This window comes from Actinoplanes sichuanensis, from assembly GCF_033097365.1.
Taxonomy (GTDB): domain Bacteria; phylum Actinomycetota; class Actinomycetes; order Mycobacteriales; family Micromonosporaceae; genus Actinoplanes; species Actinoplanes sichuanensis.
Genome location: NZ_AP028461.1, coordinates 443,841 through 470,839, shown reverse-complemented (window position 1 = coordinate 470,839; position 26,999 = coordinate 443,841). Strand labels below are relative to the sequence as shown.

Annotated in this window: 27 protein-coding genes and 2 pseudogenes; 9 read left to right on the top strand and 20 right to left on the bottom strand. The window is 71.0% G+C overall.

Annotated features, from left to right (window positions below):
- Positions 1 to 63: 63 nt before the first annotated feature.
- The 7 genes and pseudogenes from Q0Z83_RS01970 to Q0Z83_RS01940 all read right to left on the bottom strand — a co-directional run bounded on the left by Q0Z83_RS01970 (position 64) and on the right by Q0Z83_RS01940 (position 6,757).
- Positions 64 to 711 (bottom strand): methionine ABC transporter permease, encoded by a 648-nt coding sequence (locus Q0Z83_RS01970; protein WP_317792032.1) that lies wholly within the window; start codon positions 709 to 711, stop codon positions 64 to 66.
- The gene (locus tag Q0Z83_RS01965) at positions 708 to 1,799 is read right to left on the bottom strand and encodes a methionine ABC transporter ATP-binding protein (protein ID WP_317792031.1); all 1,092 of its coding nucleotides are present in this window, start codon (positions 1,797 to 1,799) and stop codon (positions 708 to 710) included. The genes Q0Z83_RS01970 and Q0Z83_RS01965 overlap by 4 nt, the downstream gene beginning before the upstream one ends.
- Before the next feature lie 356 nt (positions 1,800 to 2,155).
- A pseudogene (locus Q0Z83_RS56060) lies at positions 2,156 to 2,362 on the bottom strand (response regulator transcription factor); the annotation flags it as partial.
- A gap of 501 nt (positions 2,363 to 2,863) precedes the next feature.
- Positions 2,864 to 3,334, bottom strand: a pseudogene (locus Q0Z83_RS56055) (response regulator); the annotation flags it as partial.
- A complete protein-coding gene (locus Q0Z83_RS01950) occupies positions 3,310 to 4,701 on the bottom strand; it encodes a sensor histidine kinase (protein WP_317792030.1) in 1,392 nt (463 codons plus the stop codon). The gene Q0Z83_RS01950 and the pseudogene Q0Z83_RS56055, both read right to left, overlap by 25 nt.
- 59 nt (positions 4,702 to 4,760) lie before the next feature.
- Positions 4,761 to 5,459, bottom strand: coding sequence for a YqeB family protein (locus Q0Z83_RS01945; RefSeq protein ID WP_317792029.1), 699 nt, complete (start codon positions 5,457 to 5,459; stop codon positions 4,761 to 4,763).
- 110 nt (positions 5,460 to 5,569) lie between these two features.
- On the bottom strand, positions 5,570 to 6,757 hold the full coding sequence (locus Q0Z83_RS01940; protein WP_317792028.1) for a PucR family transcriptional regulator: 1,188 nt from the start codon (positions 6,755 to 6,757) through the stop codon (positions 5,570 to 5,572).
- A 185-nt stretch (positions 6,758 to 6,942) separates the two neighbouring features.
- Between Q0Z83_RS01940 and Q0Z83_RS01935 the strand changes: the two genes are divergently transcribed.
- Positions 6,943 to 8,019 (top strand): ferredoxin reductase, encoded by a 1,077-nt coding sequence (locus Q0Z83_RS01935; protein ID WP_317792027.1) that lies wholly within the window; start codon positions 6,943 to 6,945, stop codon positions 8,017 to 8,019.
- Between the two features lie 99 nt (positions 8,020 to 8,118).
- A complete protein-coding gene (locus Q0Z83_RS01930) occupies positions 8,119 to 9,297 on the top strand; it encodes a fatty acid desaturase family protein (protein ID WP_317792026.1) in 1,179 nt (392 codons plus the stop codon).
- A gap of 81 nt (positions 9,298 to 9,378) precedes the next feature.
- Here Q0Z83_RS01930 and Q0Z83_RS01925 read toward each other — a convergent pair whose 3' ends face one another.
- From Q0Z83_RS01925 to Q0Z83_RS01915, 3 genes are all read right to left on the bottom strand, one after another.
- On the bottom strand, positions 9,379 to 9,693 hold the full coding sequence (locus Q0Z83_RS01925; protein WP_317792025.1) for a putative quinol monooxygenase: 315 nt from the start codon (positions 9,691 to 9,693) through the stop codon (positions 9,379 to 9,381).
- Positions 9,694 to 9,766: 73 nt separating this feature from the next.
- Positions 9,767 to 10,810, bottom strand: a complete 1,044-nt coding sequence (locus tag Q0Z83_RS01920) for a carbohydrate kinase family protein (RefSeq protein WP_317792024.1) — start codon at positions 10,808 to 10,810, stop codon at positions 9,767 to 9,769.
- A gap of 43 nt (positions 10,811 to 10,853) precedes the next feature.
- Positions 10,854 to 11,483 carry a hypothetical protein gene (locus Q0Z83_RS01915; protein WP_317792023.1) on the bottom strand — a complete coding sequence of 210 codons (630 nt, stop codon included), beginning with the start codon at positions 11,481 to 11,483 and terminating at the stop codon, positions 10,854 to 10,856.
- Positions 11,484 to 11,554: 71 nt separating this feature from the next.
- Here Q0Z83_RS01915 and Q0Z83_RS01910 point away from each other — a divergent pair, with 71 nt between their 5' ends.
- A complete protein-coding gene (locus tag Q0Z83_RS01910; RefSeq protein ID WP_317792022.1) occupies positions 11,555 to 12,172 on the top strand; it encodes a hypothetical protein in 618 nt (205 codons plus the stop codon).
- A 5-nt stretch (positions 12,173 to 12,177) separates the two neighbouring features.
- On the opposite strand, the gene Q0Z83_RS01905 is transcribed toward Q0Z83_RS01910, so the two are convergent.
- The 5 genes from Q0Z83_RS01905 to Q0Z83_RS01885 form a co-directional block, all read right to left on the bottom strand.
- Entirely contained in the window at positions 12,178 to 12,687 is a 510-nt protein-coding gene (locus tag Q0Z83_RS01905; protein WP_317792021.1) for a GAF domain-containing protein, read from the bottom strand.
- On the bottom strand, positions 12,684 to 12,953 hold the full coding sequence (locus Q0Z83_RS01900; RefSeq protein WP_317792020.1) for a hypothetical protein: 270 nt from the start codon (positions 12,951 to 12,953) through the stop codon (positions 12,684 to 12,686). The genes Q0Z83_RS01905 and Q0Z83_RS01900 overlap by 4 nt, the downstream gene beginning before the upstream one ends.
- 29 nt (positions 12,954 to 12,982) lie before the next feature.
- Entirely contained in the window at positions 12,983 to 14,572 is a 1,590-nt protein-coding gene (locus Q0Z83_RS01895; protein WP_317792019.1) for a methyl-accepting chemotaxis protein, read from the bottom strand.
- An 85-nt stretch (positions 14,573 to 14,657) separates the two neighbouring features.
- Positions 14,658 to 15,143, bottom strand: coding sequence for a hypothetical protein (locus Q0Z83_RS01890; protein WP_317792018.1), 486 nt, complete (start codon positions 15,141 to 15,143; stop codon positions 14,658 to 14,660).
- A 141-nt stretch (positions 15,144 to 15,284) separates the two neighbouring features.
- Complete coding sequence (locus Q0Z83_RS01885; protein WP_317792017.1) at positions 15,285 to 16,088, bottom strand: TIGR02452 family protein; 804 nt, start codon at positions 16,086 to 16,088, stop codon at positions 15,285 to 15,287.
- 10 nt (positions 16,089 to 16,098) lie between these two features.
- Here Q0Z83_RS01885 and Q0Z83_RS01880 point away from each other — a divergent pair, with 10 nt between their 5' ends.
- Genes Q0Z83_RS01880 through Q0Z83_RS01865 form a run of 4 tightly spaced genes read left to right on the top strand, consistent with a single transcriptional unit; the run spans position 16,099 to position 19,639 of the window.
- The gene (locus tag Q0Z83_RS01880; RefSeq protein WP_317792016.1) at positions 16,099 to 16,914 is read left to right on the top strand and encodes a hypothetical protein; all 816 of its coding nucleotides are present in this window, start codon (positions 16,099 to 16,101) and stop codon (positions 16,912 to 16,914) included.
- Between the two features lie 51 nt (positions 16,915 to 16,965).
- Positions 16,966 to 17,835, top strand: a complete 870-nt coding sequence (locus tag Q0Z83_RS01875) for an ABC transporter ATP-binding protein (RefSeq protein ID WP_317792015.1) — start codon at positions 16,966 to 16,968, stop codon at positions 17,833 to 17,835.
- A 44-nt stretch (positions 17,836 to 17,879) separates the two neighbouring features.
- Positions 17,880 to 18,884 carry an aliphatic sulfonate ABC transporter substrate-binding protein gene (locus tag Q0Z83_RS01870; protein ID WP_317792014.1) on the top strand — a complete coding sequence of 335 codons (1,005 nt, stop codon included), beginning with the start codon at positions 17,880 to 17,882 and terminating at the stop codon, positions 18,882 to 18,884.
- Entirely contained in the window at positions 18,881 to 19,639 is a 759-nt protein-coding gene (locus tag Q0Z83_RS01865; protein ID WP_317792013.1) for an ABC transporter permease, read from the top strand. The genes Q0Z83_RS01870 and Q0Z83_RS01865 overlap by 4 nt, the downstream gene beginning before the upstream one ends.
- Here the strand turns inward: Q0Z83_RS01865 and Q0Z83_RS01860 are convergent.
- The 4 genes from Q0Z83_RS01860 to Q0Z83_RS01845 are packed head-to-tail and all read right to left on the bottom strand — an operon-like array spanning position 19,614 to position 23,116.
- Positions 19,614 to 20,813, bottom strand: a complete 1,200-nt coding sequence (locus Q0Z83_RS01860) for an ABC transporter permease (RefSeq protein ID WP_317792012.1) — start codon at positions 20,811 to 20,813, stop codon at positions 19,614 to 19,616. The genes Q0Z83_RS01865 and Q0Z83_RS01860 overlap by 26 nt on opposite strands.
- The gene (locus Q0Z83_RS01855; protein WP_317792011.1) at positions 20,810 to 21,475 is read right to left on the bottom strand and encodes an ABC transporter ATP-binding protein; all 666 of its coding nucleotides are present in this window, start codon (positions 21,473 to 21,475) and stop codon (positions 20,810 to 20,812) included. The genes Q0Z83_RS01860 and Q0Z83_RS01855 overlap by 4 nt, the downstream gene beginning before the upstream one ends.
- Positions 21,472 to 22,548: a peptidoglycan-binding protein gene (locus Q0Z83_RS01850; RefSeq protein ID WP_317792010.1), complete on the bottom strand. Its 1,077-nt coding sequence runs from the start codon at positions 22,546 to 22,548 to the stop codon at positions 21,472 to 21,474. Before Q0Z83_RS01850 ends, Q0Z83_RS01855 begins: the two co-directional genes overlap by 4 nt.
- Before the next feature lies 1 nt (position 22,549).
- Positions 22,550 to 23,116 (bottom strand): hypothetical protein, encoded by a 567-nt coding sequence (locus Q0Z83_RS01845; RefSeq protein WP_317792009.1) that lies wholly within the window; start codon positions 23,114 to 23,116, stop codon positions 22,550 to 22,552.
- 142 nt (positions 23,117 to 23,258) lie between these two features.
- On the opposite strand from Q0Z83_RS01845, the gene Q0Z83_RS01840 reads away from it, so the two are divergent.
- Both Q0Z83_RS01840 and Q0Z83_RS01835 read left to right on the top strand, forming a co-directional pair.
- Entirely contained in the window at positions 23,259 to 24,800 is a 1,542-nt protein-coding gene (locus Q0Z83_RS01840; protein WP_317792008.1) for a sensor histidine kinase, read from the top strand.
- Between the two features lie 27 nt (positions 24,801 to 24,827).
- A complete protein-coding gene (locus Q0Z83_RS01835; protein ID WP_317792007.1) occupies positions 24,828 to 25,484 on the top strand; it encodes a response regulator transcription factor in 657 nt (218 codons plus the stop codon).
- 114 nt (positions 25,485 to 25,598) lie between these two features.
- On the opposite strand, the gene Q0Z83_RS01830 is transcribed toward Q0Z83_RS01835, so the two are convergent.
- Positions 25,599 to 26,909: a ferredoxin reductase family protein gene (locus Q0Z83_RS01830; RefSeq protein WP_317792006.1), complete on the bottom strand. Its 1,311-nt coding sequence runs from the start codon at positions 26,907 to 26,909 to the stop codon at positions 25,599 to 25,601.
- Positions 26,910 to 26,999: the final 90 nt, after the last annotated feature.

Below are 26,999 nucleotides of genomic sequence, written 5' to 3'. Positions count from 1 at the left end.
GAACCTTTCATTTCTATGGGTTTTGCAGGTTTTCGGGCACAGCCGTCTCCGACCGGCCCCCGTTCAGCGGTGCGACAACCGACGGACGAGCAGGTCGCCGACCATCTGAACGAGCTGAACGAAAAGAACCAATGCGACCACGGTCGCGATCATGACCTCGGTCTCGAACCGCTGATAGCCGTAGCGGATCGCCAGGTCACCGAGGCCCCCACCGCCGACCACACCGGCCATCGCCGAATAGCCGACCAGCGCGATCACCGTGATCGTCAGACCGGCGACCAGGCTCGGCAGCGACTCCCGCAACAGCACCTTGGCGACGATCTGCCGGCGGGTCGCCCCCATCGCGGTCGCCGCGGCCACCACATCAGGCGGAACCTCACGCAGCGCCGACTCGACGATCCGGGCGAAGAACGGGATCGCGCCGATGGTCAACGGCACGATCGCCGCGTCGGTGCCGATCGTGGTCCCGACGATCGCCCGGGTGAACGGGATCACCGCCACCAGCAGGATGATGAACGGCAGCGACCGGCCGACGTTCACGATCGCGCCGAGCACCATGTTGACCGGCCGCAGCCGGCCCTTGTCGGTGAGCACCAGCAGCACCCCGACGAGCAGGCCGCCGACCGCGGTGAGCAGCGCGGAGACGCCCACCATCCAGGCCGTCTCCTGCACGCCCTCGGTCAGCAGCTCGAAAACCTCGGACCAGGTCATGACAGGACTCCACGCTCGCGCAGGTACTCCAGGGCGGCGCGGTTGTCGTCGGGGGCGCCCGGCAGGGCGATCCGCCATCGCCCGGCCCGCGTCGCGGCGAGCGTTTCCACCGACCCACCGAGGATGCGTACGTCCAAACCGAACCGCCGAGCCAGGTCGGCGATGATCGGTTCATCCGCCGTGGGGCCGCTGACCGTGATGTCGACGATCGTCCGACCGCCCACGTCGGCACCTCCAGCGACGCCACTCACCGCAGCCGGACCAGCAGCGCCACTCACCGCAGCGAGACCGCCGACGCCGTTCACCGCAGCCGGACCACCGCCGCCGCTGACCGCAGCCGGACCAGCAGCGCTGCTCACCGCGCTGAGGCCGTCAGCGCCGCTCACAGCGGCGGGGCCGTCAACGCCACTCACCGCGGCGAAACCGTCGAGGGGGAACAGGCCGCGGGCCAACTCTGAGCCCGGTGTCCGCAGCAGGTCGGTGATCGTGCCGGACTCGACGAACCGCCCGTCCCGCATCACCGCGGCCGAGGTGCAGATCCGCTTCACCACGTTCATCTCGTGCGTGATCAGCAGGATGGTGAGCCCGAGCCGCCGGTTGAGATCGAGCAGCAGGCGCAGGATCGACTCGGTGGTCTCCGGATCCAGCGCGGAGGTCGCCTCATCGGAGAGCAACACCCGCGGACGGGCGGCCAGCGCCCGGGCGATACCCACCCGCTGCTTCTGACCACCGGACAACTGAGCGGGGTACGCATCCGCGCGCCCACCGAGCCCGACCAGCTCCAGCAGCTCGGCGACCCGTGCCTTGCGCTCGGCCCGAGGCACCCCGGTGACTTCCAGCGCGAACGCCACATTCCCGGCGACGGTACGAGACGACAGCAGCGCGAAATGCTGATGGATCATCCCGATCCCGTGCCGGGCGATCCGCAGCTGCTTACGCCGCAGACTCGTCATCTCCAGGCCACCCACGCGAACCGTGCCGGAATCCGGCCGCTCCAGCATGTTGACGCAGCGCAGCAACGTGCTCTTGCCGGCGCCACTCTGCCCGAGAACCCCGAAGACCTCACCCTCACCAACGCGGAGATCCACCCCGTCGACAGCGACGACGGAGCCTTTCCGAGAGCGGTACGTCTTACGAAGACCGCTTATTTCAATCACGTAAACACCCTGGTCAGCAGTTGTGACGAGCGTCGCAATGCCTACTGACTAGGTGGGCATTTGCGACAGGGCCCACGCTAGCCTCCGGCACGCCCACAGGCCACTCCATGTAATGACCCTCACGACTTTCGTCACTTTCACAACGGTCGCTGAGTACCCCCATCCACCCCGACCGGCCATTCACCTTTCCCTCCGCCACGGCCGTCCGCCCTGGTCGTGGCCGGCTCCGCAGGCCCGGTGAAACCCCGAATCCGTCCCGCGGTTCCGCTCCGGGAGCAGCGCGGGTGTCAGCGAGATTCGTGGATGAGGATCGCGATCTGGACCCGGTTCGAACAGCCCAGCTTGTCCAGCAGCCGGGATACGTAGGCCTTCACGGTCGGAACGCTCATGTGCAGTTCAGCACCGATCTCCGCGTTGGATCGCCCGGTGGCTACGGCCTCGGCGACGATCCGCTCACGTGCGGAGAGCCGCCGCAGAGTCGCCACAGCACGAGCACGCCGCTCGGATTCGTCCGACTGCGCATGACGAAACCGCCGACCCTTCGCGCTGTCACCGGCTCCGGCGCCCCGGCCGTCCTCGCTCTCGCTGAAGGCTTCCAGACCGGGCCGGCCGGCTCCATGTGGGACGGGCTCATCGGCCGGCCCGGAACGACCGACATCGCCGGCGAGCCCGTCGATGCCATCCACCACGGACCCGTCAACGCCGGCCGCCGGCAGGCCACCAACCGAAGCAGACCACCCACCGCCCACCGACGACGAGCCACCAGCTGCGGCCGAACGGCCGGAACTCCTCGCGGCCGACCCGCCGGCCGCGAGCGAACCGCCGGCCGCACCAGATTCGCCCCCAAGCGACCCACCAGCCGCGAGCGAACCGCCAGCCGCACCAGACCGACCTGAACCGCCGGTAAGCGACCCACCAGCCGCGGGCGATCCGCTGACCGCAGCGGACCGACCGGAGCTCGCCGCGAGCGAACCGCCGCCCGCACCAGAACTCCCCGCGAGCGAACCGCCGGCCGGGGCGGACTGGTCGGTGACGGCCCGGCCGACCGCGTAGTCGATCAGGCGAGGTAGCACCGCCGGGGCCAGGATCGATTCGCCGGTGGCGGCTCGACGGACCGCGTTCAGGATTTCGGTCGGGGCGATGTCCTTGAGCAGGAAACCGTTGGCGCCCAGTCGTAGCGCGCCGAGCAGATACTCGTCGGTGTCGAACGTGGTCAGCACGATGATCGCCGGTTCCCGGCCATCGCGTCGTAGGGCCTCGGTGGCGGCCAGGCCGTCCATCCGGGGCATCCGGACGTCCATCAGCACCACGTCGGGTTTCAGGCGGCGGGCCATGTCGATCGCCTCGGCACCGTCACCCGCCTCGCCGATGATCTCGATCTCCGGCGCGGCGCCCAGAACCAGTGACAGCCCGACCCGGACCAGCGGGTCGTCGTCGGCGATCAGGACCCGGATGGAGTCGGCCATGGCACCCAGGCTTCCAGATCGAAGGTGAGTCCGGCCCGCGGGTCGCCACGCACCCCATACCGCATCCGCCCGCCCAGCAACTCGACCCGCTCGGTCAGCCCCAGAAGTCCGCTGCCGGCCCCGGGAACGGCCGTGCCCAGACCGCCACCACCAACCGGAACATCACCGTTGGGCTCAGAAGACCAGCCGACCTGCGGGGCGCCGCCGTTCGCGTCGGGCATGCGGCTCGGGCGGGAGCCGGGGCGGCCGCCCACGGTCGAGGGTCGGTTTACCGGTGGCAGCGGATTGGAGACGTGGACGTGCAGATCGCCGCCGGGGGTCTGGTCGAGCAGGAGGGTCACCGGGCTGCCCGGGGCGTGTTTGCCGGCGTTGGTGAGACCCTCCTGGACCAGGCGGTAGATCGTGCGGCCCAGGGAGGCACTGAGCCTCAACCCGTCCAGACGGTTGGCCGCGGTCACGGTCAGGCCGGCCGCCCGGGCGTCGGCGAGCAACTCGCTGAGGTGGCTCACGTCCGGCTGAGGGCGCCGGGCGTCGGCCGGTCCGGCGCGTAGCACGCCGAGGATCTCGCGTAGGTCCTCGAGTGCGTGGTGGGCGCTGTCCCGGATGGTCGCGGCCGCCTTGGCGACCTCTTCCGGAGTGAGGTCGGGGCGGATCTGAAGGGCACCGGCGTGCAGGCTGACCATGGAGATCCGGTGGGCGAGGGCGTCGTGCATCTCGCGAGCGATCCGCTCGCGTTCCCGGGCGCGTTGCTGCTCGGCACGCAGGTGCGCCTCCGCCTCGGCGCGGGTGGCTCGTTCCCGCAGCGACTCGATCAGCTCTCGCCGGGAACGCGCGGCGACGCCGAGGGCCACCGTGGCGGCGAGGATCGCCACGGTCAGCACGAAGCTCACCACCGAACTCTCGGCGGGTGACAGCGTCGGGTCCGGATAGATGAGTGAGTAGGCGATCCCGCCGACCAGTTGGAACAGGATGAGCACGACGACCGGACGGCCGCGCCGTAGCGAGATCACCGTGTAGAGCCCGATCAGCGCCGCTATCCCGGCACCGTCGGTGACGACCGAGGCGGCCAGCAGGAAGATCGCCACGCCCATCGGGTGGCTGCGCCGCCACCACAGCGCCAGTGACACGGCGCACCCGGCCACGAAGTGCAGAAAGACGGCGTCGTCGGAGAGCCCGCGAACCGTCGCGGCGTCGCCGATCAGCAGCAGCCCGCCGAACCAGGAGACCAGGATCGCCGCCACATCCCAGGCCCGCCCGCCGCTCAACCGCCCTCGGCGCCCGGCCGGAACCGCAGCCGGCTCCCGCACACTCGTGCCATCGGCCTCGGGCGCGACACCCGAGACGGTCGCGGCGTCCGTCAGCGCCACCGCCCCGGACCTCGGCGTGGACGGAGAAGGCGCGGTCACGACGCGGTTGTCCGGGGAGGTCATGAGCGGACCAGGGGGCGCCAGAGCTGCCGATCACCGTCGTCACGGACGGCGTAGCCGAGTTTCTCCAGGGAATCGCGGAGTTCGGCGGTTTCGCGCGGGGCCTTCTTGCGCAGGGCGACGGCACGGGCGGACAGGACCGCCTCGACGGCGACCGGGAGCCGGTCCGTCCCGGGGACCCACTGCTGGTAGAGCTCGGCGAACGGGTCAGCCTCACGCCAGGGATAGCCATACTCCGTGAAGGTCCTTTTCAGCGGGCCGCTCTCCGCCTGCGGCTCGCCGTGGAACAGCTGCCGGGACTCGCGGTCGAGGATCACCAGGAAGCTGCCGTCCATGAAGACGAAGTCGATCTGCGGGCGGGTGAGGGACACCGCCCGGTCGCCGGTCTCCAGGCGCACTCCGCCGGAGCCGACCGTCACCCGGGTGCTGCGGCGCATGATCTCCACGCTGGCGAGTGCGCCGAACACGGCCAGGATGAGGGCCTGGACCGCGACCTTCCACCATGTGTCGACGGACCCGACCACCCGCCAGACCACGCCGAGGACCGGGAAGTGCACCTCGACCAGCCAGCGCGCGAGGATGGGAGCCAGCACGGCCACGACCACTCCGGCGGCCGCCGGACCGAGCAGCACGAGGACCCGACCGGCCGGGGAGAACGCGAGCACGGTCGGCTCCCGGCCCGATGTTTCGCCGCCCATCCACGCCCCCGCTCCGCCGTACCGCTGATGGGTCTGACGCTATGCCCGGCGGCGGGTGACCGGCCAGTTGCCGAAAGTCGATGGTCCGAGACTTTGGTATGTGTCCGCCGTCACGTCTCCGGGATGGCCAGGGCGATGGTCAGCGCGAGCACCCATTGCGGGTCGCGGAGCCGCTCTCCGTACAGCTCCCGCAGCCGCGCCATCCGGTAGCGGACCGTCTGCGGGTGCACGAACAGCTCGGCGGCGACGTCCTCGCGGCGGCCGTGGTGCAGCAGCCAGCTGCGTAGCGTCTCGATGAGCTTGGCGGCGGCGGCCCCGCGCTCCCCGGCGAGTGGCGTCAGCGCCCACGCACGCAGGTCCGCCAGGGCGCTCGGGTCGGCGGTCACCACCACCGCGGCGAGATGATCCTCGGTGTCGGTCACCGCGCCACCGTCCGGCGGGCCGAGCCGATACACCCGCACCGCCCGATCCAGCGAGCTGCGTGCCTCGGTCCATGGCCGGGCCGGGCCGATCACCACGTTGTGGCCGGTGAGCAGCCGGTTCAGCGTCGGGCGGGAGCAACCCTGCGGATCCGGCACCAACAAGACCGTCAAACCAGGCAGATCTGGTACGGCGTCCGCGAGCTGCAACGTACGCGGGTCGAGCAGGTCGATCACCCATCGTGCCGCGCGCTCCGGCAGCAGCAGTGCGGTGAGGCTCTGCGGCGGCGCCCACTCGGCCTGCTCGGCCAGCCCTTGCAGGACGTGCGCGGGCTCCCCCGCGACCAGCGCCTGGGCCAGTTCCTGAAGCCGCCGCAGGCGGATCCGGCCGGACGCGGCGAGCTCGTCGGCGTGCCCGGCCACGCTCGCCGCCGACAACTCGTCGATGTACGCGAACACCAGCTCGGCGAAGTCGGCGATGGTGGCGGCCGGTTGCCCCGCCTCGACGCTGATCGCGGCCAGCCCGCGCCACGCCACCCGGGCGCCCACCCGGTAGGCCGCGAGCAGCGCGTCCAGGCTGCGGCCGGAGCGGGCCTCGCCACGACCCAGCGCGTACGCCGCCTCGATCGCCGACGACATCGGGGTGCCCGGGTCGGCGCCGGGTCGGGACACCAGGTTGAGGAACGTGCCGAGGGCGGCCCGCACGGCACGTGCGATCTTGTGCCCGAGCGCGCCGGAGAACGGCTCGGCGTACGCCGGCACCTCCCTGATGATCGCCGCGATGGTCTGCGAGGACACCTTCGGCAGGCCGTGCCGGAGCGGGTCGATCACCTCCGTCGGGAGACGATAGGACCGTACGTCACGTAACGGCTGTTTCACGCGGTCTCCCACCTTTTCGCCCGACATACCCTGTCCAATCAACCAGGATTGTTCACGATGCCCCGTAAGTACGGACTGTAGGAGGCCGTGAACCCGCATCCTTGTCCCCACCGAACAATTATGCGGCTCCGGATTCACTTCCCCTGGTCAGGACTTTGCATATCGCAGGCAGCAGGCTTGGTCAGGTGGCTGTTACCCAGAAGTTGCGCGACGGCGCGTGGCGCGTAGTCGAGCTGATCACCACCCCGGTGGTGCCGGCCGACTACCTCGACGTGATCGCGCCCTTGCGCAACCCGACCGTTCTGCGTGCCCGGGTCGACGCGGTGCGCTCCGAGACCGCCAAGGCGGTCACCCTGGTGCTGCGGCCGGGGCGCGGCTGGCAGCCCCACAAGCCGGGACAGTATGTTCGGGTCGGCGTGGACGTCGATGGGGTACGCCTGTGGCGCGCCTATTCGGTGAGCAGCGCGACCGGTCGCGCCGACGGCCGGTTCACGATCACGGTCAACGCTGTCGAGAACGGTGTCGTCAGCTCGTACCTCCTGAACAACGCCCGTAAGGGCATGCTGGTCCACCTGGACCTGCCGGACGGTGACTTCCAGCTGCCCGAGAAGCGGCCCGCGAAGACGCTCTTCGTGACCGCCGGAAGCGGCATCACCCCGGTGATGGGGATGCTGCGCAGCGCCCTGCACGAGCTCAGCGACGTCGTCGTGGTCCACTCGGCGCGGACCGCCGAGGCCGTCGTCTTCGGTGCCGAGCTGCGGGAACTCGCCGCACAGGGCCGGATCCGGCTGATCGAGCGGCACACCGGCACGGACGGGCGGCTCAAGCCGGCCGGGCTCGCCGACCTGGTGCCCGACCTGTTCGAGCGGGAGACCTGGGCGTGCGGCCCCGGCGACCTCCTCGACGACCTCCAGGAGCACTGGGCCGACGCGGGCGCCACCGAGCGGCTGCACGTCGAGCGGTTCCGGACCGTCGTGCTGGTCGCCGGGGACGGCGGCACGGTCACCTTCGAGAAATCCGGCCTGGTCGTGGAGTCCGCCGGCGGCACCTCGATCCTCGACGCCGGTGAGGCCGCCGGACAGCTGATGAAATCCGGCTGCCGGATGGGCATCTGCTACAAGTGCGTGCTCCCGATGCGCGAGGGCATCGTCCGTGACCTGCGGGACGGCACCATCACCACCGCGTCCGAGGTGGACGGCGACAAGCCCCTGATCCAGACCTGCATCTCGGCCGCGGCCGGCCCGTGCCGGCTCGACGCCTGACCCGCTGACCGCACTCTCTCCGAGGCCGCAACCCTCGGAGCCCCACCCGAGAGCCGCTCCCCCGGCGGGCCGGCTCCCACGAAAGAACGAGGAAGTTCCGTGACGACGCTGCAGCGCAAGGAAGTCAACCCGATCGCCCACCTGTCCCCCGAGGACATCGAGCAGATCGGCCGCGAACTCGACGCCATCCGGGACGAGGTGCTCGCCGTCCGTGGCGAGAAGGACGCGAAGTACATCCGCCGGATGATCGCCGTCCAGCGACGCCTCGAGGTCGGCAGCCGGGCCGTGCTGCTCTTCTCGGTGCTGCCGCCGGCCTGGATCCTCGGCACGATCGGACTCTCCATCGCCAAGATCCTGGAGAACATGGAGATCGGCCACAACATCCTGCACGGTCAGTACGACTTCATGCGCGACCCTAAGATCCACTCGACCACCTGGGAGTGGGACTTCGCGGCGCCCGCCGAGCAGTGGAAGCACTCGCACAACGAGCTGCACCACAAGTACACCAACGTGGTCGGCCGGGACAACGACCTCGGTTACGGCATCATGCGCGTCGACGAGCAGCAGAAGTGGGCGCCCGCGCACCTCGGCCAGCCGCTCTACAACTTCATCAACGCCTGCCTCTTCGAGTACGGCATCGCCGCGTACGACCTGGAGCTCGGCCGCAACCTGGCCAGCAAGCGCCGCCGCAACAACCCGGATTTCCGGGCCCGGCTGCGTCAGGTCGGCCGCAAGATCCGTAACCAGGTGCTCAAGGACTACGTCGCTCACCCGGCCCTGTCCGTGCCGGTCGGCCTGGCCTTCGGCAACCCGTTCGGCGCGTTCTTCGGCACGATGGCCGCCAACGCGGTCGCCAACGTGGTCCGCAACCTGTGGAGCCACTCGGTGATCATGTGCGGCCACTTCCCGAAGGGCGTGGAGACCTTCGAGCGGACCTCGATCACCGGCGAGACCCGCGGCGAGTGGTACCTGCGGCAGATGCTCGGCTCGGCGAACATCTCCGGCAGCAAGCTCATGCACATCATGACCGGCAACCTGTCGCACCAGATCGAACACCACCTCTTCCCGGACCTGCCGGCCAGCCGCTACGCGGAGATCGCGCCGAAGGTGCGGGCCCTCTTCGAGAAGTACGAGCTGAAGTACGTGACCGGGCCGTTCGTCGTGCAGGTGGCCTCGGCGTGGGCCAAGGTCTTCCGCCTGGCCCTGCCGAACCGCAAGCCGACGCGCGCCATCGACCACACGATCCCGCCGCGGCACCCGGCCGAGGCCACCGTCTGACGTCACGCCCGGGGCCTCGGGCCCCGCTGGTTCCGCAACCTGCCCGGCCGCTCACCGCGGCCGGGCAGCCGAGCGCGCGACCTACTCCGGTGGGAGGCCCAGGCCGCCGAGGACGGTGAACTCGCGACTGTCGAACTCGCCGGTCAGCATCGGCATGGCCTCGGCGATGGCGGCCCGCGTCTCCGGAAGCCGCAGGGAGGCGTCGTGCTGCTCCTTGCTGTCCCACACCTCGTTGACCAGGATCGTCTGATCGTCGTCATCGGCCACGCCGACCACATACAGATGGCAGCCGGCGGCCCGGACGCCCTCGGCCGCACGCAAAAGGATCTTGATCACCTGGTCGCGGTGGCCGGACTTCGCCTTCATCGAACCGAAGTAGCCGTATTTCACGATCATCTCCTTCACCGTCGCTCGGCCCTCACCCTGCCAGGCGGGTATGACGATTTCCGGTGGACGGTCGAACGCCGGACTACTGGTCGGGCTGGGCGTCGGACAGGCGGGCGATGGTGGCGGTCGCCCGGTGGACAGCGGCTCGGCTGCCCGGTGGGATCACGTCGTCGAGGAAACCGAAGCGGGTCACCAGTTCGCGGTCGGTGGTGGTCCGGCGGGTCGCCTGCCACCAGTCGGCGATGTCACCCCAGCCGGGGGCCGACAGGGAACCGCCGAAATGCTGGACCGAGAGCGCGCCGACCAGCGTGGCGAAGGCGACCCGGTCGGCGAGGGGCCAGCCACCCAGGGTGCCGGTGATGAAACCGGCGGTGAAGACGTCCCCCGCGCCGGTCGGGTCGAGGGCCTCCACCGGTACGCCCGGGACCGTCGCCACCTCACCCGTGGTGCCGTCGACCGCCATCGCCCCGTCGGCACCGCACGTGACCACCACCACCGGAACCAGGCCGGACAGTTTCTCCAACGCCTGCCGTGGGTCGTCGGTGCGGGTGTAGCGCATCGCCTCCACCTGGTTCGGCAGGAAGGCGTGGCAGTCGGACAGATCGCCCAGCACGTCGCACGACCACTGCTCGGTCTCGTCCCACCCGACATCGGCGAACACCATCGTGCCCGCGGCTCGGGCCCGCCGCATCCAGCCGGTGCCCTCCGGTGACAGGCTGACCGCCGCGCTGCGGGCCGCCGGTAGGCCGTTGACCAGGCCGTCCTCGTCGGTCGGGAGCGGATGGCCGTGGGTGATCATGCTGCGGTCGCGGTCGTAGGCCAGCGAGACCGTCACCGGGGAGTGCCAGTCGTCGACCCTGCGGGACGCGGACAGGTCGATACCCTCCTGCCAGCTGAGCACCCGATGGCAGAACTCGCCGTAGGCGTCCGAACTGAGCGCTGTGCCCAGGCCGGTGTGCAGGCCGAGCCGGCTCGCGGCGACCGCGAGGTTGGCCACCCCGCCGGGGCACGAACCCATGCCGCTCGCCCACACCTCCTCGCCGGGGGCGGGCAGCTCTCGGAGGCCGGTGAAGATCACGTCGAGATAGACGACTCCCGGGACGAAGAGGTCGAGCGGTCGAGCCATCGTCCGATCTTAGCCCCGCTCCTATCGGTCAAGTCGTGATTGATCAGCCGGCTTTTCGCAGGTCGGTGTGGGCGGCACGCAGGGTGTCGACGGATCGGTCGGTGCCGGCCGGCCGGAGGTCGTCGAGCAGACGCCAGGCCTCGTCCAAGGCTTGGGACAAATCGCCGATCCGCTGAGCGTGCTGACGGCGGACGTCCTCCCGAACCTTCTCGATCCGCCGCATCCAGCCCGCGGCATTGACGGCCGACGGAGCCGAAGGAGACGACGAGGGCTCGGAAGAGGAAGGGGCCCCGGAAGCCGAAGTGGAGGGGGGCGAGGCAGGAGACGTGGAGGGAAGGGAGCCGGGAGGCGAGGAGGAAGGGGAAGCGGAACGGGACGGCGGCGCAGACATGGCAGGAGCCCCGGAGGCGGGCGGCGCGGAGGCCGAGCGGGACGCGGACGCGGCGGACGGAGGTGGGGGCGCGACGGCGGAGACCGGGGTGGACGGTGGGGCCGGGCCGGTGCCGAGGGCCTCGGAGACCGGGACGATCGCGGCGATCGGTCGGCCACCGTCGACCACGACGGTGATCTGGCCGGTCAGCCCGGTCACCCGGACCAGTTGTTGGAAACGCAGGCGAGCCTCAGCGACGGTGAGCTCGATCCGGCGGCGAATCGGAGTTGCTGGTTCTCCCATACCGCGATGATGCGCCGGGGGTATGACAAAAATGCGTGGGGCGGCCGTCACCGTACGGATAGATTCCGCCCATGACCTCAGCTGACGACGTGCGTTCCGCCGTCTCTCTCGCCGCCACCACCCTCCGGACGGCCCTCGGCCGGGACTGGCATGTGCCCGCCGCCGGCCTGACCTGGACCTGCTGGGAGACGGTGGAGCATGTCGCCGACGACCTTTTCGCGTACGCCGGTCAGGTCGCCTCGGAGAACACCCCACCGGAGGGATATGTCCCCTTCGGATGGCGGCGTGGCCGGCCGGACGGACCGGCTCTGACGATCTACTCCGAGGACACCAAGAACCCGGAGGGGCTGATCCAGGTGCTGGAGTCGTCGGGCGGGCTGCTCGCGGCGGTGGTCACGGTCGCGCCGCCGGAGCGTCGGGCGTTCCACCCGTACGGCATCTCGGATCCGGCCGGTTTCGCGGCGATGGGCGTGGTCGAGACGCTGGTGCACCTGCACGACGTGGCGGTGGCGCTCGACCTGCCGTGGGCGCCGCCGGCGGATCTGTGCGACCGGGCGCTGCGCCGCCTGTTCCGGGAGGCGCCGGAGACGACGGACCGCTGGGCGACGCTACTGTGGGCGACCGGCCGCGGCGAACTGCCGGACCACCCCCGCCGCACCGACTGGCGATGGAACGGCACGCCGGTCTGAGAAACCTATCGGAGGCGGTAGGCGCAGAGCAGCTTCATCGCCTTCTCCGCCCCGTCACTGAGCACCGCCAGGTCCACGTCGCTGAAGATGCGTGGCCGGGCGTCGATCACACAGTGCGCGCCGAGGGTGTGCCCACCGGTCCCGGTCAGCGGCACCCCGAGATAGCTGCGCAGCCCGGTCATCTGCAGGAACGGGTTGTCCAGGTGGCGCGGGTCGTTCATTCCGTCGACCACGCAGTAGGGCTCGCCGGTGAGCACGGTGTGCGTGCACATGGCCCATTCGGCCGGTACGCCCTGGGTCTCGGCGACCCATCCGGAGACGCCGTGCGAGCCGATGATGAACTGTGAGGTGTCGAGCACCACCGAGACCAGGGCGACGGGTGCTTCGAGGAGCCCGGCACTGCGCTGGGCGATGGCGTCGAGGCTGGTCCGCAGGTCGGGGTCGAAGAGGTCGTAGCCGGCGATCTCCCGGATCCGTTCCGGTACGCCGAGCCGGTCGAACAGGTCGGTGTTCACGACAGCTCCTTCGCGAGAAGTGACAGCTGGGAGTGCGAGGTGACCCGGATCGTCAGGGCGAGCGCGCACAGCCGGCTGACCGGGTCGGCCTGGTGCATGACGGCGAGCAGTCGGTCCAGCCCGTGGTCGCCGGTACCGTCCAGCCCGGCGGCCCGCAGCAGGTCGGCCCAGATCCGCGGCCCGTCACCGGCGTGCACCCGGTGCACGGCGGCCCGCGCGTCGTCCATGGTGGGCCGGGTGAGGCCGTAGGGCGTCTCCGAGAACACCTGTGTTCCCCCGATCAGCGTTCGAAACGTCAGTGCCGGAATCCGCCGACGAGGTTGGTCAGGTCGCCGGCGAGGCGGGTGAGATCGGCGGCGGCCTGCTGGGTGGCCCGGGCACCGTCGGCGGTCGCGGACGCGACCTCGGCCACCCCGGAGACGGTACGGGCCACGTCCCCACTGCTGGTGGCGGCGTCGGCGACGGACCGGCTCATCTCACCGGTGGTGGCGGTCTGCTCCTCGACGGCCGAGGCGATCGTGGTGGTGTAGTCGCCGATCCGCTGGATGACCTGGGTGATCTCGCCGATCGCGGTGGCCGCCGAGTCGCTGGACTCCTGGATGGCGCCGATCCGGCCGGTGATCTCCTCGGTGGCCTTGGCGGTCTGCTGGGCCAGCTCCTTGACCTCGCCGGCGACGACGGCGAAGCCTTTGCCGAGTTCACCGGCCCGGGCCGCTTCGATGGTGGCGTTGAGGGCGAGCAGGTTGGTCTGTTCGGCGATGCTGGTGATCAGCCGGACCACGTCGCCGATCTCCGCGCTGGCCGCGCCCAGTTCGGCGACCTGGTTGTTGGTGCGTTCGGCGACGGCCATGCCCTCCTGGGCGACCCGGGCGGCCTGGGCGGCGTTGGAGGCGATCTCGGTGATCGAGGCGCTCATCTCCTCGGCGCCGGCGGCGATCGACTGGACGCCGTGGTTGACGTTCTCGCTGGCGGAACTGGCCGAACCGGCCTTGTCGGCGACGTCGGCGGCACCGGACTGGAGCTGGGCGCTGACCGTGGAGAGTTCCTCGGAGGCGCTGGCGAGGGTGACCGCGGAGCCGCCGATGGTGCTGACGGTGTCCCGGAGTCGGGTGATCGCGGCGTCGAGGGCGCGGCCCATCCGGCCCGGCTCGTCGCGGCTGGTCAGCCCGGTCTGCTGGGTGAGGTCGCCGTCGGCGAGGCCCTCGCAGACGGCGGTGACGCGGCTGAGGGAGCGGACGATGCCGCGGGCGACGAGGGTCCCCAGGGCGAGCGCCCCGGCGATGCCGAGGACGAGCAGCAGGATCGACTGCAGACGGCTGGATTCGTACGCGGACCGGGCGTCGGCGGCGGAGGCGGCGGCCGCGGCGTTCTCGGCGGCGTCGATGTCCTCGAGTTGTTCTCGGATCTCGGCCACGAGCGGGGTGATCTGCTGGTCGCGGATGTCACCCCAGGCCTTGATGTCGTTGCGTCGGGAGGTCGGGATGAGCTTGTCGTGGGCGACGGTGATGTACTGCTGCCAGCCGTCCTTGACCGCCGCGACCTGTTCCGGGGAGGCGGCCGGGGTGGTCGCCTCGTAGTCGGCCATCGCCGCGTCGACCTCGGCGAGGTCCTTCTCGAACGCCGCCTCGTACTTCTGTTTGGCCGCCGCCTCCGGGTAGACGACGTGGCCGACCAGGTCGACCCGGGACTGGTTGATCCAGGCCTTGAGCTCGCCCAGAGCGGAGACGCCGACCACGTTGCTGCGGTAGATCCACTGGGCGGAGTCGCTGGCCGAGGAGAGGGCACGCAGACCGAGAACGCCGATCAGCAGCGCGATCACAGCCGCCACGGTGATCGTGATCATGATCTTGAGATTCACACTGAGGTCGGCCCAGAACCGATTCATCCCGTCCCCCTGGTCCGGAGGGGCAACCATTGCCCGCAATACTCAGGTCGGCAACCCGCCGCAACCTCTGAGACCAGGGAAAACGTCAGGCCGCCCGACGAGCCGGTGCGGGCTGTCGTGACCGGTTGCGATCAGGGCGGGCCGGACGCTCCCGGGGCCTGAGGTAACGGACCTCGGGGGTGATCCGCATCCGGCGCAGCAGCGGGGCGAACGGGTCGCCGAACGTGTGGGCCGCCGTGTTGAGCAGCAGCGCGGCCGAGACCATGCCGACCGCGGGCATGCCCACCAGCAGGGCGATCACCGAGATGACCAGGCCGCCCCAGACCATCACCCGCAGCCCGACGTCGGCGACCGGGATGCCGCTGGGCCGCTGCCTGGTCCAGACCGGCAGGAACGACGACGCGAGAGCCAGTGTCACGGCGCCGAGCACGGCCGCCGCGGTCAGGAACGCCTGCGGCCAGTCGAAGTGGCGGCCGAGCGCGTAGCCGCCCGAGAGCACCACCCCGAACCACACCTTGGCGAGCGCCCAGCGGCCGAAACGGATCAGCGGATCATCGGTAGCCGTCGTCATGTGCACTCCAGCCGTACACGATCCACGGGCGGGCGGTGAGGAACACCCTACCTTCCGTCACCCCCGGTGCGGGAGACGAGCCGCGAGGAGCGCGAATCGAGCCGGACCGGCACGAGAGGCGCTCCTCGCGCGGAGCGGGGATCAGGTCAGGCCGAAGGCGGCGCGGAACTCGTCACGGACCGTCTCGCGCCGGTCCAGGATCGCGAAGACCACCCGGTCGAACCACGGCGCATCGGCCAGGGCCTCGGCGAACACGGCGGCCACCTGCGCCGGATCGTTGCCGAACACCCCGCAGCCCCAGGCACCGAGCACCAGCTCACGGCTTCCGTGCGCGGCCGCCACCCGCAACACCCGCGCCGCCCTCCGGGCGAGCGCCCCGGCGACCTCGGGCAGGAGTCCGGGCTGATCGCGGGCGATCATGGCACGGTTCGGGGCGGCCGAGGTCAAGAACGAGACGGGGTACGGCCGGACGAGCATCCGCCCGCGGTCGTCGCGGAACACCGGAACCGCGGGCGACCAGATGACCCGGTCGGTGTAGAGGAGTCCCCGATCCGCCCGGTGGAAGGCGTAGAAGTCGCCCGCCGCCCGCAGCGTCGGGTAGATCGCCGAGGCCCTGGCGATGCTCTCCTCCTGTGCCTGGGCGCCGTTGAGGAACCCGCCGCCCGGGTTGCGGGCCGACGCGAAGTTGAGGCAGGCCACCCCGTCCCGGTCGGCGGCCAGCCGACGCGCGGCGTCCAGGCTGCTCTCCCCGGTCACCTCGACCACCGGCGGCCCGGCCACGGGCACCGGCTCGGCGAGCACGTCGTCCGGCAGGTGCAACCGGGTGCCCGCCACCGCCCGGGCGACGTCGGCGGCGATGTCGACGACACCGTCCGGACCCTCATACCATCCGCGTCCCACGATGGAGACCGTCTCCTGGGCGATCGCCCGTAGTCTGCCGCTCACGCTCACGATCATGACGTACGCGTACGACCAGGGTCGTATCCGCCGCTACGACCGGGGCATGACGACGCCGCCGGTCCGGGCGGGGCATGCTCCGGTCATGCGAAAGCCGGTGGAGCTCTGGGCGTACGGCATCGGCCTGGTTTTGATCTTGTCGGGGATCGTGCATCTCGGGGTGTTCCTCGTCGACGACGTGCCGTGGGCCGGCCCGGTGTCGTGGCGTAAGCCGACGACGTTCGGCCTGTCGTTCGGGCTGACCCTGATCACGGTCGCGTGGATCACCCGGGGTCTGGTCCTCGGCGACCGGGCGCGGGCCTGGCTGCTCGGCGTGTTCGCGGCCGACTGCGTGCTGGAGGTCGCCGGGATCACCATGCAGGCGTGGCGCGGGGTGCCATCGCATTGGAACACTGAGACGCCGTTCGATCGGGGTGTCGCGATGAGCCTGGCCGTCGGCGGTGCGGTGCTGGTCGCGGTGCTCGGCGCGTATGCGGTGACGGCTCTGCGCGGGCGGCTCGCCGGGCCGGCCGACATGCGGCTGGCGGTGCGGGCCGGGTTCGCGTTACTGCTGGTCAGCCTGGCGAGCGGAGTGGCGATGATCGCCCGCGGGACGGTCCTCTTCCGGACGGTGAGCCCACAGGCGGCGTACGACGGTGGCGGTTTCCTGAAACCGGTGCACGGTGTCGCCCTGCACGCCGTGCTGGTGTTGCCGTTGCTCGCGGTGTTCCTGCGGTGGCTGGGTCGGGCGGAGCCGGAGCGCCGGCGGGTGATGGTGGTCGCGGTCGTGCTCTATGTGGCGGCGACGGTGGGCGCCCTGCCGGCCTCGCTATGAACACCCACACATTCTAGTAATTCAATAGGATTACTAGGTAGGCTGCGCGGCATGAGCGCAGTGCCCCTGGAGATCTCCGGCGTCGGCAAGGAGTTCACCACGAGCGGGCGGCGGCGGGCCGTCCTGGCCGGGGTGGACCTCACCGTCGCGGCCGGTGAGGTGGTCGCCCTGCTCGGCCCGTCCGGCTGTGGCAAGTCGACACTGCTGCGCCTGGCCGGCGGCCTCGACACACCCACCTCGGGGCGGGTCCTCGTCGACGGGCGGCCGGTGCGCGAGTTCGAGCCGCGCTGCGCCGTCGTCTTCCAGGAACCGCGGCTGCTGCCCTGGCGCACCGTCGAACGCAACGTGGCCTTCGGCCTGCCCCGGGGTGTCACCGGCGACCAGGCCCAGGCCGAGGTCGCGCACTGGCTCTCCGTCGTCGGGCTCGCCGACTTCGCGAAGCACCGGCCCCGGCAGGTGTCCGGCGGCATGGCGCAGCGGGCCGCACTCGCCCGCGCCCTGGCCCGGCGGCCCGGCGTGCTGCTGCTCGACGAGCCGTTCGCAGCGCTGGACGCGCTGACCCGGCTGCGCATGCAGGACCTGCTGGCCGAGGTGCAGCGGGCCGCCGGGACCACGGTGCTGCTGGTCACCCACGACGTCGACGAGGCGCTGCACCTGGCCGACCGGGTGGTGCTGCTCGGCGCCACAGCCAGCCCGCCCTCCCAGGGGGAGCCCCCACAGGACAGTGTGGTCGAAAATGTGTCCCCCCGCCGGACGGCCTGTGGACAACCAGGCGATGTGGACGACGGCGCATCGATCCGTCTCGTGCTCGACGTGCCCGGCACCCGCCCCCGGGACCGCGCCGACGCCCGGCTCGCCACCCTCCGCTCCGCGCTGCTGGCCGAGCTCGGAGTCCGTACCCCCGCTGCCGTGCCCTCCTGAACCACCGCACAACCGCAACGAAATCCCCTGGAAGGACCCCCGATATGAAGATCTTGCGCGCCGTTTTCGCGGCGGCCGCCGCGACCGCGTTGCTGGCCGGCTGTGTGCAGGGCGAGGACGCGCCTGCCACCGACGCGGACGGCGGCGGGTCGGTCGCGCTGCGGCTCGACTACGCCTACTACAACCCGGCGAGTCTCGTGCTGCGCGAGCAGAAGTGGCTGGAGACCGAACTGGCCGGCAAGGGTGTGACGGTCAGCTGGCAGCTGTCGGCGGGCAGCAACAAGGCCAACGAGGCGCTGCGTGCGGACGCCATCGACGTCGGCTCGACCGCCGGCGCGGCGGCCCTGGTGGCCCGGGCGAACGGGTCGCCGATCAAGACCATCGACGTGTTCAGTCAGCCGGAGTGGGCGGCGATCGTGGTGCCGAAGGATTCCCCGGTCACGTCGGTCGCCCAGCTCAAGGGCAAGAAGATCGCGGCGACCAAGGGTACGGACCCCTACTTCTTCCTCCTGCAGGCACTCGACGCGGCGGGGCTGAAGCCGGCCGACGTGACGGTGACCAACCTGCAGCACGCCGACGGGCGGACGGCGCTGGAACGCGGTGACGTCGACGCGTGGGCCGGCCTCGATCCGCTGATGGCGACGTCCGAGGTGGACGCCGGGTCGAAGTTGATCTACCGGAACGTGGCGTTCAACTCGTACGGCGTGCTGAACGCGCGCGAGGCGTTCCTGGCCGAGCACCCGGATCTGGCGCAGTCGGTGGTGAACGCGTACGAGAAGGCCCGCCAGTGGATCACGGCGAATCCGGATCAGGCGGTCGCGTTGTACGCCAAGGAGGCGAAGATCTCCGAGCCGGTGGCGAAGGCGGTGCTCACCGAGCGGACCGTGCTCGACATCGACCCGGTGCCGGGCGCGGCGCAGCGGGCGGTCTTCGAGAAGATCCTGCCGGTGCTGGTCGCCGACGCCAACGTGAAGAGCGAGGCGGACGCGCGGACCGCGATCGACACGCTGTTCGAGCCGAAGTACGCCACCGCGCGGGTCGTTTCGTGACGCTGCCGCGGATCGGCCGGATCACCGCCGGGGCTCTGCTCCCGGCGGTGATCCTGGTCGTGTGGCATCTGGTCGCGGCGGCCGGGATCTACTCGGCCGCTCAGCTGCCGCCGCCCGGTGAGGTGCTGTCGGCTCTCGGTGAGTTGTTGCGCCGGGGTGAGCTGTGGCACCACGTGGCGATCAGCACGCAGCGGGTGCTGATCGGGTTCGCGGTCGGCTCGGTGCTGGGACTCACTCTGGGCGGGCTGGTCGGGTTGTCGCGTGCGGCGAACGCCGTCCTCTCGCCCACGGTGCAGGCGATCCGGGCGGTGCCGTCACTGGCCTGGGTGCCGTTGTTGCTGCTGTGGCTGGGGATCGGGGAGACCCCGAAGATCGTGCTGGTGGCGATCGGCGCGTTCTTCCCGGTGTACACCACCGTGTCGGCGGCACTGTCGCACATCGATCCGCATCTGGTGGAGGTCGGGCGGGCGTACGGGCGGTCCGGGTTGGCGCTGCTGGGGACCGTGTTGTTCCCGGCCGCGACGCCGGCGATCCTGTCCGGGTTGCGGCTCGGGCTGGCGCAGGGCTGGCTGTTCCTGGTCGCGGCGGAGTTGATCGCGTCGTCGATGGGGTTGGGTTTCCTGTTGATCGACAGCCAGAACACCGGGCGTACCGATGTGATGCTCCTGGCGATCATCCTGCTGGCGCTGATCGGGAAGTTCAGCGACACGCTGCTGGGTCTGGTCACGGTCACGCCGTCCGCAGCGCCTCGGTAGGGGCCATCCGGGCGGCGCGCAGTGCCGGGTAGAGACCCGCTACCGTGCCCACCAGCAGGGCGGCGGCCAGGCCGAGCCCGGCCGCGACCGGTGGGATGATCGGCTGCCAGCCCCGGTTCTGGGCCAGGGCCACGGTGACCGCGGCGCCGAGTAGCACACCGGTGCCGCCGCCGACCGCGCCGAGCAGCACCGACTCGACGACGAACTGTGCGGCCACGTGCCGTCGGGCCGCGCCGAGTGCGCGCCGCAGGCCCACCTCGCCGCGCCGTTCGAGCACCGAGATCACCATGACGTTGGCGATGCCGATGCCGCCGACGAGCAGGGCCACCGCTCCGAGGCCGAGGAAGAGCGAGGTGGTGGCGTCGGCGACGGCCAGCCGGGCGGAGAGCACATCGGACGGGCGGCTGACCGTGACCCGGCTCGGGGCCTGCGGGTTCGCCGACCGTGGGAGCATTCCGGCGACTTCGGCGGTACGGGTGGTGTCGGTACGCACGTAGACCCGGCTGGGATGCCCGGTCCAGCCGAGGTCGGAGGCGGCCACCCCGAATCCGACGAGCGCGGCCCGGTCGATCTCCGGTGCCAGTTCCACCCGGTCGAGGAGGCCGACCACGACGAACCAGCGGCCGCCGAGCCAGATCCGGTCGTCGCCGGTGAGGGTGGCGATGCCGAGCACGGTCGCCGCCTGGTGACCGAGGACCACCACCGGATAGTTCGCGGTGGACTCGTCGAGGAACACTCCGTGCAGCAGGTCGGCGTCCAGGGTGGCGAGCAGGGCGGGGTCGGTGGCGCGGACGTCCAGGCCGCCGCGGTGCGCGGTCGGAATCAGGTCGGAGCGGTAGACGGCGAGGTCGTTGAGCTGCGCGGTCGCCGATGCGGCTAGCACCCCTTCGGTACGGGCGACCGACGCCCCGGCACTGTCCGGAAGTCGTGTCTCGTCGCCGCCGTGCGGTTCGGCACTGGCCACGGTCAACAGGTTGGTGCCGAGCCGGTCGAGCCGGGCGAGCACCTCGGCCTGGCTGGAGCGGGTGACACCGAGCACGGCGACCATCGCGGCGATGCCGATGGCCACGCCGAGCACCGACAGGGCGGCCCGGCCGGGTCTGGTCCGCAGCCCGATGGTGGCGACCGGCAGCAGGTCGGCGAGCCGTAGCCGGGAGAGTGGGCTGCTCATCACGCCACCCGTCCGTCGAGGATGGTGACCTGACGCTGGGCGGCCGCGGCGACGTGCGTGTCGTGGGTGATCACGACGATGGTGGTGCCGCCCCGGTTGAGGTCGCGGAGCAGTTCCAGGATGGCGTCGCCGTTGGCCGAGTCCAGGTTGCCGGTCGGCTCGTCGGCGAAGAGCACCGCGGGCCGGCCGATCAGGGCGCGGGCGATCGCCACCCGCTGCCGTTCGCCGCCGGAGAGCAGCCGGGCCCGGTGCCGCATCCGGTGGCCGAGCCCGACCTGTTCCAGGACCTGTTCGGCGGCGGCCCGGCGCTGCCGGGCCGGTGTTCCGCGGTAGAGCAGCCCGGCCGCCACGTTGTCCCGGGCGTCGGCGTGGTCGAGCAGGAAGAACTGCTGGAACACCACGCCGAGGCGGTGGGCGCGGAGGCCGGCCAGGCGGCGTTCGCTGAGCTTCTCCAGGGCGACGCCCGCGATGCGGACCGAACCGGAGGTCGGCCGGTCCAGGCCGGCGGCCAGGTTGAGCAGGGTGCTCTTGCCAGATCCGGACGGGCCGACGACGGCGACCATCTCGCCGCTGTGCACGGTCAGGTCGACGCCGCGGACCGATTCGACAGGCGGGCTTCCGGGGTACGTCTTTCGCACGTTCACGAGTTCCAGGACGGCGGTCACTGTTGCGGCACCTCCACCCGGTCACCCGCGTTGACGCCGCCGGTCACCTCGACCAGGCCGGTGACCTCGTCGAACAGGCCGGGTTCGACGTCCGCGTACGCGCCGGTGGCTAGCTTCACCCGGTAGCCGCCGCCGGGCCGGGCCAGCAGTGCCGACACCGGCACGGTCAGTACCTTCTCGCGGACCGCGGTGGCCAGGCTGATCTGCACGGCCGCCTGGTCGTAGTCGGGTGAACCGGCCGGCACCTCGATGCTCATGGTCACGTCGACGGTGGCCTGCTGCGGGGCGCCCTCGCCGTCGGTCGCCGAGGTGGCCACCTTGCCCACCCGTACCACCCGGCCCTTCGTCTTGATGCCGCCGGGGAGAGTGACGGTGACCTGGTCGCCTGCCTTGAGTTGGTTCTGCCGTTCGGCGGACACCTGGGCCGTCACCACCCGCCTCGTCGAGGTGCCGGTCAGTACCGGCTGGTCGGGGTGGGTGCCGGTGCCGACGGACGCGGTCGCCGCGCTGACCCGGATCTCACCGGTGAGGAACACCACCGAGCCGAGAGTCAGGCCGCCGGTCCTGGTCACGCCCCATCTCTTCTGGAGGCGTCGCACCGCGGCAGCGGTCGCCGCGGTGAAGTCGTCGTCGATCGTCATCTCGTGGTCCGGGTCCATGCCGAGGGCCCGCAGGTTGCGTTCGAGCTGGTGGACGTCCTCGCCGTCGGTGGTCCAGAGGTTCAGGTCGCGATAGGCGGGGACGTCGCCGTAGAGCAGCCGGACCGCGGAGCCGTCGACCCGGTAGAGGACACCACCGCGGGCCACCCGGGAACCGGTCGCGGCGATCCCGGTCAGCACCCCGGCCGGGCCGCGGTGCACCGCCGAGTAGGTGCCGTCGAAGCCGTACGTGCCGGACAGCCGGAACCGCTGGCTGACCGACCCTCGGATCACCTCGGCGGTCCCGGTGGGCACCTCGGTGGCGCCGGCGGCGGCCTCCGGTTCGGCGGTCAGGGTCCAGCCGGTGACCAGTACTCCGGCGGCCACCACCACGCCGGTCAGCGAGCCGGCGATCAGCCGGCCTGTGCGCCGCACGTCATTCACCGATCGAGATCGGGCCGGACCAGTGCTGCCGGCAGGTGTCCAACGCGTTCTTCAGGCGTGGTGAATCCTTCGGGTTCTCCTTCTCCAGCGGGGTGCCGACCAGCGGGAACCGGCCGTCGGAGGTGGGGTCCGGCCACTCCGGGACACCGTTGTCGCGCAGGCACTGGGCGAACGTGCGCAGCGCGTCGACGTCCTCCGGGCCGGGGCCCTGGTCGGCGCCCTCCTCCGGGCCCCGGTCGAGGGCGCCCTGCGGCACCTTGTCGTAAAGGTCCTGGCAGGCGGTACGCGCGTTGTCGAACTGTTCGTCGCCGTACTTCTCCTCCAGCGCCTCCTGCTCGCCCTCGGGCAGTTTCAGGCGGTGCTCCTCGACGAACGGCTCCGGCACGTCCGGGATGCCGTTGTCCCGCATGCACTGGACGATCTGCCTACCCAGGGTCAGCAGGTCCGCATCGGACATCGACGACGACGGCTCGGTGGACGGATCTCCGCCGGACCCGGGGGCGCAGGCGGCCAGCGCGACAGACGCCACCGCCGCGACGCATCTCATGACGATTCTCATGCCAGTCAGGCTGGCCCGCGGGGCACCCCCGGATCGTCCGCGAACGGTCGGATTCCGGCCGGCCCGGGTATGCCCACGGTATGACGGAGAGGTCAGACCTCGGGTTGACGGCAGGCGCCCGGCGGCTCTCTAAACTGAGCGAATGTCCTGGATGAAGGGCCTGGGGTGGCTGGTTGTCGACCTGCTGTTCGCGCTCGTCCTGACCGCCGCGTCGGCGGAGGAGCTGCGTGACGACGTCGACAGGTGGTACACGTTCACGCTGATCATGGTGATCGGTCTGCTGCTGTGCCGGCACCGGCCGCTCATCGCGGTCGTCCTCACCTCGACCGGTGCCCTCGGCCACCATCTGCCCGAGCCGTCCGGAGTGGAGGCGCTCGACCTGACCGTGCTGATCGCGTTGTTCGCGCTGGCCGCCGACGATGATCGACGACGACGGATCGGGGCGATCACCTGCGGCGCGCTGATGGCGGTGATCGCCGTGCTGAGCATGGTGCTGCCGTGGCCGGCCGGCGATGTGGCAAACCTGAGCGTCGACGCCCGGGTGATCGCCGTCCGCGACGAGCGCGCCATGGTTCCGGTTCCGGAGCAGGAGGTCGTCGGCATCGCCGACCGGCTGTTGCAGAGCACCGGGCTGCTGCTCGTGCTCGCGGTGACCTATCTGCTCGGCGACAATCTGCGCGGCCGGCGCATCCACCTGCGCACCCTGCAGCGGCGGGCCGACGATCTGGAGCGCGAGGGGCGGCAGCGGGTCGCGCTGGCCACCGCCGCCGAGCGGGCCCGGATCACCCGCGAGTTGCACGACGTCGTCGCTCACGGGCTGTCGGTCATGGTGGTCCAGGCGCAGGGAGCGGCCGCGGCTTTGAAAAGACATCCCGACCGTACGGAGACCGCGCTCCGCGACATCGTCACCACCGGCCGGTCGTCGCTGGCCGAGATGCGGCGCCTGCTCGCCATCGTCCGTGAGGAGCCCGACCTGGCCCCGCAGCCGGGCGTCGACGCCCTGCCCGAGCTGATCGACCGGATCCGCGCCGCCGGCACGGCTGTCACGTTCACGATCGACGGCGATCCGGCCCCGCTGCCGGCCGGTGTCGACCTGTCGGCGTACCGGATCGCCCAGGAGGCCCTGACCAACACGCTGAAACACGCGGGTGAGGGCGCGACGGCCCGGGTGCGGCTCGGCTACCACCCGGACCTGCTGGAGATCGAAGTGTCGAACGACGGCCGTCGACCACCGGCCCGCCTGCTCGACGCCACCGGAAACGGCTTACGCGGCATCGCCGAACGGGTCCGCCTCCTCGACGGCACCTTGGAGACCGGTCCGCTGACCAGCGGCGGTTTCCGGGTCCTGGCCCGCCTGCCCTTGCCGCCCACGGCGATCCGCGCCGCACCGGCCGCCACCTCACCGACCGACACCTCACCGACCGAGAGTCCGCCAACCGGCACCCCACCAGACGGCACCCCGCAGAACCACACCTCGACGGACCCCACGACATCAGATCGCGCCTCCGCAGACCGGGCCTCGGCAGACCGGGCCTCGGCCGTCGGCGCGGCGGAGAGCGGGACGGCCGTCGGCGAGGCGGCGGAGAGCGGGGCGGCGGAGAGCGGGGCGGCGGAGAGCGGGGCGGCGGAGAGCGGGGCGGCGGAGAGCGCGGCTACCCTCGGCCGGGCCGGAGAGCGGGGATGATCAGCCGATGTGGACGGTGAGGGACTCATGAGCATCCGGGTCGTGCTGGTCGACGATCAGGTTCTGGTGCGGACCGGGTTCCGGATGATCCTGGACGAGACCGGGGACATCGAGGTCGTCGGCGAGGCCGGGGACGGGGCCGCCGCCCTGGAGGTGACCGCTCGCACCCGGCCGGACGTGGTGCTGATGGACGTCCGGATGCCCGGCGTCGACGGGATCACCGCCACCGAGCGGATCCGGGCACTCTGTCCCGCACCGAAGGTGATCATTCTGACGACTTTCGATCTGGACGATTATCTGTTCGCCGGGCTGCGTGCCGGGGCCAGCGGATTCCTGCTCAAGGACACACTCGCCGACGATCTGATCGCCGCGGTCCGGGTGGTGGTCTCCGGGGAGGCGGTCACCGCGCCCAGCGCCACCCGCCGGTTGATCGCCCATTTCGTCAACGCCCCGGCGGAGGTACCACCCCGCCCGGACAATCGGCTCGCGGCACTGACCGCCCGCGAGCGTGAGGTTCTGGTCTTGATCGCGCGCGGACTGTCCAATGCGGAGATCGCCACCGGTCTGAGCGTCTCCGAGGGCACGGTGAAGACCCACATCAGCCGGATCCTGGCCAAACTCGGCCTCCGCGACCGGGTGCAGGCGGTGATCCTCGGCTACGAGTGCGGCCTGGTCCATCCGTAGAGAGCTTCCGGAATCAGGGAGGCTCGAGCGGCGGAAGCCCGGCGCCCGGGGATCTGCCCGATTCGGCCCGGGGCGGGGCCGGCGGAGGTGAGTGGGACGGGTTGTGGGTGGGGGTCATGGGGCCAGGCGGAACAGTTCGGCGTGGATCTGGCGGGGTGGGACCTTCAAGGAGCGCAGCGTCGTCAGGATCGCGTTCGTCAAAGCGGCCGGGCCGCAGACATACACGTCGCGGGTGGTGATGTCGGGGATCAGGGCGTGCAGGTTGGCCGGGGTGAACGGCTGGTTGGTGTCGGACGTGCGGCCGGTCAGGACGTGCAGGCGGGCGCCCTTCTCGCGGGCCAGGTTGCGCAACTCGCCGAGCAGGACGGCGTCGGCGCCGGAGCGGACCCGGTAGAGGACGATCACGTCGCCGTCCAACGTCGGGTCCTCCAGCAGGGAACGGATCGGGGTGACGCCGATGCCTCCGGCGATCAGCAGGGTGGCCGTACCGCTGCGCTGGTCGATTGTGAATGCGCCGTAAGGGCCCTCGGCGAAGACCCGCGAGCCGATCGGAAGGTCCCGCAATCCGGCGCTCGTCGTGCCGACGGCTTTGGCGGTGAGGCGCAGTGAGCGGCCGTTCGGGGCCGCCGACAGGGAGAACGGGTTGACCTGCCACCAGCGGTTGTGGCCGGGGAAACGCCACAGGAAGAACTGGCCCGCCTTCGCGCCGAGCAGGTGCAGGTCACGACCGGTGACATGGACCGAGACGGCGTCGTCGGACTCGGGGACGACCGCGGCGACCCGCATCCGATGCCGGTTGTTGCGGACCAGCGGGATGATCAGCCGGTAGATGAGCAGCGCCGACAGGGCGAACGCCCACAGCCCCCACCAGTAGATCTCGGTCAGCACGTTGAGGGTGAACGCGGTGCCCTCGTACATCTGGTGCACCAGGCCGAGCACCAGGACCGCGTAGAGAAGCAGGTGTACGGCATGCCAGGTCTCGTAGGAGAGACGGCGCCGGGCGATCCGCACGGACAGCGCCACCACCAGCACGATCAGTGCGACGGCGAGCAGGCCGAGCAGCACCGGGATCTGCTTCGACAGGGTCAGGAAGGTCGCGAGGAACGACACCTTGTCGTATCGGGCGAAGCCGAGGATGACGAACGTCGGGTGCAGGACGGCGAGCCAGAAGACGGCGAACCCGGTCCAGCGGTGCCAGCCGGTGAGCCGGTCCATGCCGATCGCCCGGTCCAGCAGCGGCAGGCGGGCCACCAGCAGCGCCTGCACGGTCATCGTGAACGCCAGGTAGAGGCCGAGGAGCCGGCCGATCTGCCCGAACATGTTGTGTGCGGGCGGCCCGGCGACGATGAACATCGCGTGGATCACCGCCAGATTGACGACGAGGTACGTCCCGATCGCGGCACGCGCGACGAACGGTTGAGTCACGGCGGTCTCCCCTGCTGAACCCCTATCTTCAGCGGTGTACCGCGATCTTCGCCATCCGGTTCACGACAGAACCGCCGCCCACTTCCCCGA